The following is an 11,526-nucleotide window of genomic DNA, read 5'->3' as shown; positions in this document are numbered from 1 at the left end:
CACGTTTCCCAATCTCCTAAAGCTTTTATTCCGTCTATTGTATCGCTAACTGCTTGTCCCGTACCATCTACAATACCGTCCCAAATTTTTTCACCAGTAGATTTTTCAGGTAGCTTACCACACATTTCACCTTCTTCAATTGAATTGGCAGCTTGTCGTGCCCTCTCTTCTGTAATTGCTTGAATTGAAGTCGTCCACTCCATATTCAACCCTTGCGTACTAAATGTACCACTTGCAGGACTAAAACCTTTTCCACTTTGTACCTCTGCTAAACCTTGTGCGATACTAGCAGCTAGTTGAAGTGCTGTATCATAATTACTACTAGAAGTATAATTAAATTCATATAGATGTTCTAATTTTTCTTGCAGTTTTTTCCTCATGACAGTAAAAAGATTTACCATAGCATCCATACCCGGCATTGGCATAGCTTGATTGATGGCTTCCATACTTGTTTTCATTCGGCCAATCTCTCGAATTTGTTCTAATAATTCTTGTTCAATAACATCTGTAGAAGCGACTTGTGATTGAAATTGACTTGGAAAAGCATCGTTCTGACGAATCAATTCTTCACATAAATAAATGATCCCTTGCGCTAAAGGACGAAAGGTTTGTACAAAAAATGCTTTTGCACTACTATATGTTTGCCCTTGTAACACAGTATCAATTGCAAAGGCATCAATTGACTGAATGACTTGTTCCATACCGTGAATGGTAGCGTTACATACAGCATTCATGCTTTGAGTTTGACTTTGTACTTCTCCCAAATACATATTTAAACTCATGCATTGACCTCCCTCGCTAATTGTTGTTGTTGATAGGAAAGGTCGTTTTCTAAATCACTAAGGTCTCGTCTTTCTTTAAGCAACGTTTCTTTTTTGTTTTCCAATTCAAATGTGACTTTTCTTTCAATATGTTGTGCATCTTGATATGTATTCATAAAAAACTGAGACATTTCTCTATCACCATGCCAAGTTCCTAAAATTCGATCAAACAAACGATGGCTTCGACCTCTCCATTCATAAAAATCTGCTTCCGCTTGCTCCTGAATGTGAATCGCGGATTGATTTCGGTCTTGTTCTTCAAATACACTTCGTAACTTTTGATTTACTTGATTAATTTGTTTTTCAATATCTTGACTCATCATATTCCTCCTACCATTTTACCTTTACGTAGGTTGTCACATTAGCGAAAAGTATTGTGAAGTTCGTTATCCATTTTCTCAAACTCTTGGGCTACTGAATGAATATTATCGACCGCTTGTTGAAAGGCAGTGGAAAATTGTTTCGTAAAATCTAACATTTGTTGATTCGCTTCTTGTGCTTTAGAGTTAACAGATAGTGTTGTACGCGTCGCCTTTGTTATAGGACGATTTGTTGCACTTTGGATTATATCCGAAGCTGTTCTCATCTGCGTAGCAATTTGTTGTGCCGTTTGAAAATTACTTTGAAATTGTCCCATCACTCAAATCCTTTCTCTAATTTTCAGAACATGTCAAAGAAATCCCAATAAACATCTGAAATTTCTCTATCAATATCGCTCTTTTTAAACGTGTGTCCAACACAATCAAATGAGCCATACACTATAAGCTGTATGGCTCATTTGAAATGCTTGTTATATAGAGTATGACAATTTTTATTTCAAACCGAAATTACGTGATAATTCTTCATCATGAGAAGCAACAGCCTCTGCAGTTTTATTAAGCTGCATATTAATTTCTTGTAATAGCTGTGCGAAGTTTTGTACTTTTGGCTTTAATTGATTGAACTGTTGATCAAAACCTTCAAAAGCACGTCCTTCCCATTCTCCTCTTAATTCATTTTGTAAGTTTTGTAGTTGACTTAAAATGTCCTCAATTTGATTTGCACCTTGTCCATATCGAGCCGCTTTCGATTTAAGCTCCTCTGGTGACATACGAATTTGTCCAGCCATTTTCATTTCCCCTTTAATACATAATAAGCAAAATACATATTGGTTAATTTTACTAAACATATTATAATGTATTATTCTGAACTTTTAAATGTTTTATCTTTCTATTGAATATTAGAATATTATCGATTCTAATCATTAAATATTCTACTTTTTCTTGCTTTAATTGTTTCTAAAATATAGAAAAGAATCCCTAGAATAAATATCCTTTCAGCGCTAAATACATTATTTACAAATATAATAATAAATTAATTTAATCCAAATCTTTCATTCCATAGCAGCAAATGTTCCGTCGATGTGCGAAAGAGCATACACAGCGCCCTCAACACTATCTATTGGATGTAAAATTGTGTTTAATATTCCTTTAAGTTCATCTAACACCGCTTCATTTTGCCCTTTTTTGTAGTTATGATATTGCCCGATAATAGGAGTATTTTCTATCTGACGAATAAATTTTTCGTACAACTGATCCATCGCTTCTACGTTATTTTCAACAGTATCTTTAAGTTTATCAAACAACGTTTCTTCTATGTTCTTCGTTTACCTGAACTCGATTTGCTTTATCTAAAAAAGCATAATTCATTCATATATAATTTAAAAACCCAAAATTCTCCCTCATCTTAAAGTGGAACAAATTTATTACTTAGAGTGTCTAATAAGTGTATTTCTAATATGAGTTGTCCAAATTGGATACAACATATCCCGTTTGACATCTATTTTTATGTATTACAAAAAAATGAAAGGACTTATTATCCCCAAAAGTGAAAAATATGCATCGTAATACTACTGTTAAGTATTACAAGTTTAATACTTTCACAGGTGAACCATTACAAGTGAAAACAAAAAAGAAACAACCCAAACCGTGACTTATCAATCATATAAAGTGAAACTTTAATCAGTGGGGGTTTTGTTCATCCCCCACCTAACTTCTTTGCTTTCACTGAATTTTGAGGTGGGGGTCTTACTGCCCGTTAATGCGGGATAAACGTTTTGGATGTCATTTAACCTGTGAGATTTTAGCTGCAGTAGTATTGTTCCCCTATGCCATCTTTAATTGCATTGGTATTTAGAAATACCTAAACAAAATCCATATATTCTTGAAAGAGGTTGAAAATTTATGTTCGTTTTAAACAAGTTCTTAAACATTTTACATTCCAAAAAGATTGTACCTGTAGTATTACTTTCATGTGTATCACTTATAGGCTGTTCCAATAGTAATGCTCAATCCGAATCACCTAAACAAACGAATCAAGCTAATCAAATTAAACAAGAAAATACAGGTAATCAATCTTTTGCTAAACTTGAAAAAGAATATGATGCTAAGCTTGGTATTTATGCACTGGACACAGGTACGAATCAAACTGTTGCTTATCATTCAGATGATCGTTTTGCATTTGCATCTACATCTAAATCATTAGCTGTGGGCGCTCTTTTACGCAAGAACTCATTAGAAGCTCTTGATCAAAAGATTACGTATACTCATGAAGATCTTTCTAATTATAATCCAATTACTGAAAAGCATGTTGATACAGGAATGACATTAAAAGAACTTGCAGATGCTTCAGTTCGATATAGTGACAGCACAGCACATAATTTGATTCTTAAACAGTTAGGGGGGCCCTCTGAATTTGAAAAAATCTTGAGAGAAATGGGAGATACTGTTACTACTTCAGAACGATTTGAACCTGAATTAAATGAAGTGCATCCAGGAGAAACACATGATACCAGTACACCAGAAGCGATAGCTAAGACACTTCAATCATTTACATTAGGAACTGCACTTCCAATAGAAAAACGCGAACTATTAGTAGATTGGATGAAGAGAAATACAACTGGAGATAAATTGATTCGTGCGGGCGTACCAAAAGGATGGGAAGTAGCTGATAAAACAGGCGCGGGATCTTACGGAACAAGAAATGATATCGCAATTATTTGGCCACCAAATAAAAAACCGATTGTTCTTGCTATACTTTCTAATCATGATAAAGAAGATGCTAAATACGATGATAAACTTATTGCAGACGCAACCAAAGTCGTGTTAAATACCTTAAAAGCTACGGAATAAAGGATAATAGGTTAAAAGTTTTCTATTTTAGGCGGGTGTTTTCATCAACTAAAAATTTAATAGTGTCCCAAAAACGAAATTTGGTGCTAACTTGTAATAAAAAGCTCATTTTTACGTTCTGAGGTGGTTCTATTTTCTTAAGGTGATGGCGATTTGGTGCTACCCCTAAAACATCTGGACTGTAATAGCCAATAAAAAAATGCAAACAAAACGCTCCTTAATCAGTCGTTTTGTTTGCATTTCCTTTTTCTAAAACCACAGAAAAGATAAGTACTATAGTTAACACCATAATAAATCTTACTTCACTTCCATCACTTACAAAAAATGAATACAAAGTATACATTAAAATTAATATTCCATAAATAATTTTGTGCAATGTACTCCCTCCTTTTTGCCGTATATATTTTAGTATAAAAGTTTGATTCAAGTCCTATATCCAAATGAAAATCACCTGTTATATACACAAAATACTTTTCTCTTGTTAATTTATCTATTTTCACTATATTTATCTATTTTCTTTTTATAACTCAAACTTCTTCGAATCGTACTTTTCTAGAGTTTGCTGCAATTCATTTTGTTCATATGGAATATGTTGATCTGTCTGTACATCTTCAACATTTTCTCCACCTGTTAATAATTTCCTGTACTTAAAAGAGTGCCCTGTTAATACTGTTGTAATCATTTTTTGCCCTCCTTTTGTTTGCTTACTTGTATCATAAAACAAGTATCTGAAGTTGATATGTAGTTTACCTAGAGTGTATGTAAATTTAAAAAATCTCTAATAAAATGTTTATGTTGTAACGTTACTACCAAAATTAGTGCTTCCAACACCATGATTTGAAGAGACAGTAACCCATATTCTAGCTTGAATTCCCGCTACAGTTCTATATTGAGTAAAACCAGTTGATTCCTATAATATAAAAAGAGCATCACTTTTTGGATGCTCTTCGTTATAACTATATATTATTTAATTTCCTTCTTTTGCTGGTACCATTTTTCCTTCTTGAGAGTCTGTACCCTCTGTTCTTTCAACAGTTTTTGCATGTTCTAGTTTTTCAGGGGCTCCCATTTCAAATCCAGGTTGAGAATCTGTGCCTTCTTTTGTTGGTACCATTTTTCCTTCTTGAGAACCTGTACCTTCTGTTCTTTCAACAGTTTTTGCGTCTCCTTTAGGAGTTGCTGGCACTGCATCTTTAGGTAAATCAAAGTTTTGTGAGAAAGACGTTGTTCCATCTGCACTCTGTGTAATTACTTGATTTGAACTATTTTCATTTGACTTTAAATTGTCCATTTTCGCATCATCTGCACCTACTGCACCTCCCGCTACCAATCCTGTACTTAAAAGTGCTCCTGCTAATAATGTTTTAATCATTTTTCATTACCTCCTGTTTATTTGTAATATTCATCAAAAAAGTATCTAGAGTTAATGTTTTAGTCATTATCTTTATCTACTTGCTTTTTGATTACATTTAGCATAAGACAAGAATCTATAGTTGATATGGAACGTATCTGGAGATTATGTAAAGAAAAATAGATGATCAATTGTATATTCTAATGGATGCTTAGACAAGATTGAAACTTTATATGATTTTGAACAATTGAGTTCCCCTTTGTTTTTGGGTGTGAGGTTTTTAGCTGGAGTGGAGTGAGGGACTAACCTTTTCTAATTTGAAAGGATATTGTTTAACAAACATAAAAAAGAGCTAAGGCTGTATGAGAACCTTAGATCTTTTTTATGTTTATTGTTTATTATATAAATTATTTAACGCTACAAGCCATACCAGCTATCATATTACCAACTGAAATACCACCAGGTCCCCCCAATGCTTTTCCTCAAATCTAAAACAAATGACAAGCCACCTCATGCCCCTTCGCAATCTCGACCATCTTTGGTACTTCCTGCGCGCATTTTTCAGTGGCGAATTTGCAGCGCGTTCTGAATTTGCAGCCGGATGGTGAATTGAGCGGGCTTGGAACTTCACCCTCTAGGATGATTCGTTCTTTTCCTGCGTTTGTTGGGTCTGGTTCTGGCATGGATGAGAGTAGTGCTTGTGTGTATGGATGTGCCGGTTTTGTGTATAGGTCTTCGCTGTCGGCAATTTCTACTATGTTTCCTAAGTACATGACTCCGATTCGGTCTGATATGTGTCTTACCATAGATAGGTCATGTGCGATGAATAAGTATGTGACGCCTGTTTCTTCTTGGATATCTTGCAGCATGTTTACGACTTGTGCTTGGACTGAGACATCGAGTGCTGAGATTGGTTCGTCACATAGGATAAAGTCTGGTTTTACAGATAGTGCGCGCGCGATGCTAATTCGCTGTCTTTGGCCTCCGCTAAATTCGTGCGGGTAGCGATATAGGTGTTCTTCTTTTAGGCCAACTTTTTTGAGTAGGTCTAGAATGATTTCTTTTCTTTCTTCGGCTGTGTAAGAGCCGTGAATGTTCATCGGTTCGCTAATAATTTGGAACACATTCATTGCCGGGTTTAATGATGCGTATGGATCTTGGAAAATGATTTGCATTCGTTTTCGATATTCTTTTAGTTCACTTTCCTTTAAGCTTGCGATATCTTTTCCGTCGAATAAAACGTTGCCTGAAGTAACATCGTGTAAACGAATGATACTTCTTCCTGTCGTTGATTTTCCGCAGCCAGATTCTCCTACTAACCCGAATGTTTCACCCTTTTTAATTGTGAAGTTAAGGTCATCGACTGCTTTTAATTGCTCTGTTTTTCTGCCGAATAGTCCTTTTTTAATAGGAAAATACTTTTTTAAGTTCCGAACTTCAATTAAGTTTTCTTCACTCATGGGAATCACCTACTTTTTCATCGTTTAGCCAGCACATAGAGCGTCTTTCGTTTCCGATTTCAAAATATGGCGGACGTTCTTTTTCACAAATATCCATTTTATGCGGACAACGCTCTGCGAATGGGCAACCTTTCGGCGGATGTAGTAAGTTTGGCGTTACACCTTGAATTGGCGCGAGTCTTTCTTTTACGCCGTTCGATATTTTCGGCAAGGAGTTTAATAGCCCTTTCGTATATGGATGATTCGGCGATTGGAATATATCAAGTACAGGTCCTTCTTCCATAATAAGCCCGCCGTACATAACGATGACACGTGTACAGTTTTGCGCGACAATTCCTAAGTCGTGCGTAATAAGAAGTAACGCCATATTCGTTTCGTTCTTTAAGTTTTTCATTAAATCTAGTATTTGTGCTTGTATCGTTACATCAAGTGCTGTCGTCGGTTCGTCCGCAATGAGAAGGTCAGGGTTACAAGACATCGCCATTGCGATCATAACTCGCTGCTTCATACCGCCGCTTAGTTCATGCGGATATTGTTTTACCCTTTCTTCTGGTGACGAAAGGCCGACTTGTTTTAACAAATTGATCGCGATCTGCTCTGCTTCTTTCTTTTTCACTTTTTGATGACGTATAATTACTTCCGTCATTTGTTTCCCAATTTTCACGACTGGATTTAGCGCCGACATTGGATCTTGAGAGATAAGTGAAATTTGATTTCCTCTAATAGAGCGTAATTCTTTTTCTGATTTAGAAAGTACGTTTTCATTTTGAAAAAGAATCTCTCCTTCTTTCACTTTCCCCGGAGACGTAACGAGAACCATAACGGATTTTGCCATAACGCTCTTTCCGCTTCCCGATTCGCCAACAATCCCGACGACTTCACCTTTTTTCAAACTAAATGAAACGCCGCGAACAGCTTCTACTTCGCCGCCCTCTATGAAAAAAGAAGTCTTTAAATTTTTTACTTCTAATAGTTTTTCAGACACGCTTTTCACTCCCCCTCACTTAAAGCATTAGTTCTCATGATGAGCCCCTTTTGGTGCGAAAGCTTTTTTCAACGCTTCACCGATCACGTTAAAACTTAGTACTGTTAATAGAATAAGGAACCCTGGAAAGAGTGTTAAATACCAAGCTTCACCGATATATCCTTGCGCATTATTTAGCATGCTGCCCCAAGAAGAATCTGGTTCTCTAATACCTAAACCTAAGAAGCTAAGTGATGATTCCATTAAAATCGATGTCGCAATAGTTAATGTCGCGGCGATTATAATGGTTGATAAAATGTTAGGAATGATATGTCTTACAATAATCATGAGTGATTTTTGTCCTGATACTTTTGCGTATAAAACGTACTCTCGCTCTTTTACAGATAACGTTTCTGCCCTTACGATACGCGCAGTGTCCATCCACGTTAGTAATCCAATAATAAGAACTAACGTCGTAATTCCTGGTTTTAAATACGCATTTAATAGCAGCATTAAAAAGAATGATGGAATTGACATAAGTACTTCAACAACTCGCATTAAAAAGTTGTCTAACTTTCCGCCAAAATATCCGCTAATTGTTCCAACTGCAGTGCCGATTGTAATAGAAACAACCATCGCAAGGAAACCGACCGCAAGTGAAACGCGTCCGCCATATAACGCCCTCGTTAAGTAATCCCTTCCATAATCATCCGTTCCGAAAGGATGACTTAAACTCGGTTCTTGTAAACGATCTGGAATCGACATTTTACTAGGATCGTATGGCGATACGAATGCAAAAATTGATGCGATCGTTAAAACCGAAAGTATAATAACTCCCATTACTACAAACTTATTTTTTGTAAAACTACTTTTTATCGTTTGAAATCTCCTATTATTCATTCCAAATCACCCCCTCATGCGAATGCGCGGATCTACTACGCCATATAAAATATCAGCAATTAAGTTACCGAGAATTAACATGAATGATGATAGTAATGTAATTGCCATGATAATCGGATAATCAAATCTAAAAATAGCATTTACCCCAAGTGAACCAAGTCCTGGCCATGAGAATACTGTTTCCGTAATAAACGCTCCGCCTACTAAACTTGGAATCGATAATCCGAAAATTGTAATGATCGGTATTAATACATTTCGAAGTACGTGATTAAATAACACTGTTTTCTTTGAAGCGCCGTACGCATATTGAATTTGTACATATTCTTCTTCTAATTGCTGAATCGTACTTGAACGAATATATCTCATATAAACAGATACATTTTGGAACGCTAGCACCATGCAAGGTAAAATGCCGTGTTGCACAATATCCCAGACAGAATCTTTACCTACGGTGCGCATACCCATACTCGGAAGTAGGTTCAATTTTAAAGAGAATAAGTAGACTAATAGTAGTGCAAACCAGAAAACCGGCATAGAAATACCAACGTATGAAATAAAGTTTATAATGCGGTCAAAGTATGAATTCTTTTTCACACCTGTAAATAATCCAAGTGGTATTGCGATTACGAATGAGACGAGTAAAGATGATCCCATTAACCCAATTGTTGCAGGTAATCTTTCTGTGATAAGCTCCAAAACAGGACGATGATTTTGAAGCGAGTAACCAAAGTTTCCTGTTAAAATGTTTTTTAACCATAAAAAATACTGCACGTAAATGGGTTGATCTAGTCCTAAACTTTTGCGAATACGCTCCACGTCAATTGGACTCATATTCGGCGTGACAAAGTTTCGAACCGGATCCCCTGGCGCTAATTTTATTAATAGAAAAGAAATAATAGAAATAACAAATAAAAGTGGAATTGCATTTAAAAGCCTCTTTGCAATTACTTTATACACAAACTTCCCCCCTCAGGATAAAGCGAAACTTTAATCAGCCTGCACCAATTAGGCTTTAATGGACAATCCGACGACTCCCGCCCTACTTCCTCGCATTCATCGAGTTTTGAGGCGGGAGTCTTACTGCCCGTTAAAGCGGGATAAAGAAGCTGATTTCCACCAGCTTCTTTACTGTTTCTTATTTCACTTCATAAATCTTAGATAGATCTTCAAACATTGTGACAGGAATTGCTTTCGCTTCTTTTAATCCATCAAACTTTTTATCTACTGCAATAACTGCTTTCGGATAAGCGATTGGTAGATAAGGTACGTCTTCTCTAGCTGTCTCTTGAATTTTATGGTATAGCTCTGCGCGTTTTGTTTTATCAGTTTCAACTGCAGCTTCTTCCCATAGCTTATCGAAGTCAGCATTTTTATAACGTGCATAATTGTATTCTGCATTACTTAAGAATAAGCTCTTATATGAATCTGGCTCAGGTCCCATAATGTAACCACCAAATGTAATGTCATATTCTTTATTCTCTTTATCTAAGCCTTTTTCACTTGCAGCACTAGCATCTAATGCATTCAGTTCAACTTGTAAGCCAACTTCTTGTAATTTTTGTTGTGTATATAACGCTAAGCTTTCCATAATTTTATTATTTGTTACATACATAACTCGTACTTTTTCTTTATCTTTCACGCCAGCTTTTGCTAATAAATCTTTCGCTTCTTTTTTATCATACTTATAGTCTTTAATATCTTTCGCATAATACATAGCGTCTGGCGTTAAGATTGAATTTGCTGGTTCTGCAAATTCACCTGAAACGAACGCTGAGTTAATCATTTCTTTCTTATCTAACGCATGCGCAATTGCTTGGCGCACTTCTTTTTTCTTCATCAAATCTGTATTCATGTTATAAGATAAGTAGAATAATCTACCTTCAGGGAATGTCACCATTGAGAAGTTCCCAGTGCTATCTAATTTCTTAAAGTCTTGCGGCTCAATCATCTTCATGTTGATTTGACCATTTTGCAGTGAAACATTTGCTGTATTACGGTCTTTTACAACGCGGTATACGATAGAGTCTAATTTAGCTTTACCACCTACATAATCATCGAATCGATCTAATGCAACGTACTCATCTGATTTATACTCTTTAAACTTAAACGGACCTGATCCAACAGGCTGTAAGTTTTTCGTACTCTTCGCTAAATCTGCTTCCCCTTCAAATACATGTTTCGGAATTGGGAAGAAATCATTCATTACACCTTCGAAAGATGCACTTACTTGCGGTAAAACAAATTGAGTCGTTAACTCATCTACTTTTTTCACCTCAAGCGGTTTTCCTTTAAAAATAAAGTTTTCACGACTTGAGCTATTTTGCTTCTCATCTAAAATAGATTGGAATGTAAATGCTATATCGTCTGATGTAATTTTCTTACCATCATGCCATTTTAAATTATCTTTTAATTTCAACGTCCACGTTAATTGATCTTCTGAAGGCGTAAAGCTCTCAGCAAGAACAAACTTTTTCTTACCGTCTTCCATGTGATATAGCGGCGCATATAAAGCTTGCTGCACAGTTAATGACACACGATCATTCGCATAAAGCGGATTCATCGTATCTGGATTATCGCTAATACCAATCGTTAACGCCCCTCCATCTTTCGGATTCCCTGACTTACTAATGCCCGCTTGCTTCGAAGAATCTTTTTCCCCAGAACAAGCCGCTAATGCAATAAGTAGTATTAGGACAAATGGTAATGCAAATAACTTCTGTTTCATCTTTCGGCCCCCTCGAACTATTTATACACATAAGAAAACTCGGAATTAATTCCGAGTTTTCTTATAAGTTTTAAATTACCACTACCAGTATGTATTGTCAAACTTTTTCGCAAAGGTAGAAAGTTTGACATCTAT

The 11,526-nt window shown here is 35.9% G+C and carries 13 protein-coding genes and 1 pseudogene; 1 reads left to right on the top strand and 13 read right to left on the bottom strand.

Annotated features, from left to right (window positions below; all coding sequences use genetic code 11):
• The 5 genes and pseudogenes from JDS92_RS14375 to JDS92_RS14355 form a co-directional block, all read right to left on the bottom strand.
• Positions 1-782 (bottom strand): T7SS effector LXG polymorphic toxin (locus JDS92_RS14375; protein WP_242475997.1); only part of this gene is annotated, 782 nt, incomplete at its 3' end.
• Complete coding sequence (locus tag JDS92_RS14370; RefSeq protein ID WP_199632083.1) at positions 779-1,141, bottom strand: DUF3958 family protein; 363 nt, start codon at positions 1,139-1,141, stop codon at positions 779-781. The genes JDS92_RS14375 and JDS92_RS14370, both read right to left, overlap by 4 nt.
• A gap of 41 nt (positions 1,142-1,182) precedes the next feature.
• On the bottom strand, positions 1,183-1,458 hold the full coding sequence (locus tag JDS92_RS14365) for a TIGR04197 family type VII secretion effector (RefSeq protein ID WP_000529650.1): 276 nt from the start codon (positions 1,456-1,458) through the stop codon (positions 1,183-1,185).
• 174 nt (positions 1,459-1,632) lie between these two features.
• Positions 1,633-1,929, bottom strand: a complete 297-nt coding sequence (locus JDS92_RS14360) for a WXG100 family type VII secretion target (RefSeq protein ID WP_000918591.1) — start codon at positions 1,927-1,929, stop codon at positions 1,633-1,635.
• A gap of 267 nt (positions 1,930-2,196) precedes the next feature.
• Positions 2,197-2,466: pseudogene (locus tag JDS92_RS14355) on the bottom strand (hypothetical protein); the annotation flags it as partial.
• Positions 2,467-3,043: 577 nt separating this feature from the next.
• On the opposite strand from JDS92_RS14355, the gene blaIII reads away from it, so the two are divergent.
• Complete coding sequence (gene blaIII, locus JDS92_RS14350) at positions 3,044-3,991, top strand: class A beta-lactamase BlaIII (RefSeq protein ID WP_000497843.1); 948 nt, start codon at positions 3,044-3,046, stop codon at positions 3,989-3,991.
• Between the two features lie 217 nt (positions 3,992-4,208).
• Here the strand turns inward: blaIII and JDS92_RS14345 are convergent, their stop codons facing one another.
• The 8 genes from JDS92_RS14345 to JDS92_RS14310 form a co-directional block, all read right to left on the bottom strand.
• On the bottom strand, positions 4,209-4,367 hold the full coding sequence (locus JDS92_RS14345; RefSeq protein WP_000548948.1) for a hypothetical protein: 159 nt from the start codon (positions 4,365-4,367) through the stop codon (positions 4,209-4,211).
• A gap of 144 nt (positions 4,368-4,511) precedes the next feature.
• Positions 4,512-4,673, bottom strand: a complete 162-nt coding sequence (locus JDS92_RS14340; protein WP_176549959.1) for a hypothetical protein — start codon at positions 4,671-4,673, stop codon at positions 4,512-4,514.
• Between the two features lie 285 nt (positions 4,674-4,958).
• Positions 4,959-5,363, bottom strand: a complete 405-nt coding sequence (locus tag JDS92_RS14335; protein ID WP_000598095.1) for a hypothetical protein — start codon at positions 5,361-5,363, stop codon at positions 4,959-4,961.
• Positions 5,364-5,830: 467 nt separating this feature from the next.
• Positions 5,831-6,802, bottom strand: a complete 972-nt coding sequence (locus JDS92_RS14330) for an ABC transporter ATP-binding protein (protein ID WP_141555958.1) — start codon at positions 6,800-6,802, stop codon at positions 5,831-5,833.
• Positions 6,795-7,787 (bottom strand): ABC transporter ATP-binding protein, encoded by a 993-nt coding sequence (locus JDS92_RS14325; protein WP_199632082.1) that lies wholly within the window; start codon positions 7,785-7,787, stop codon positions 6,795-6,797. Before JDS92_RS14325 ends, JDS92_RS14330 begins: the two co-directional genes overlap by 8 nt.
• 27 nt (positions 7,788-7,814) lie before the next feature.
• Positions 7,815-8,666: an ABC transporter permease gene (locus JDS92_RS14320; RefSeq protein WP_085450121.1), complete on the bottom strand. Its 852-nt coding sequence runs from the start codon at positions 8,664-8,666 to the stop codon at positions 7,815-7,817.
• 6 nt (positions 8,667-8,672) lie between these two features.
• Positions 8,673-9,623, bottom strand: a complete 951-nt coding sequence (locus JDS92_RS14315) for an ABC transporter permease (protein WP_000278784.1) — start codon at positions 9,621-9,623, stop codon at positions 8,673-8,675.
• A gap of 178 nt (positions 9,624-9,801) precedes the next feature.
• A complete protein-coding gene (locus JDS92_RS14310; RefSeq protein ID WP_199632081.1) occupies positions 9,802-11,391 on the bottom strand; it encodes an ABC transporter substrate-binding protein in 1,590 nt (529 codons plus the stop codon).
• Positions 11,392-11,526: the final 135 nt, after the last annotated feature.

Source organism: Bacillus cereus group sp. N12, assembly GCF_016483575.1.
In the GTDB taxonomy this organism is placed as follows: Bacteria; Bacillota; Bacilli; order Bacillales; family Bacillaceae_G; genus Bacillus_A; species Bacillus_A toyonensis.
This window is presented reverse-complemented; position numbering and strand designations above follow the sequence as displayed.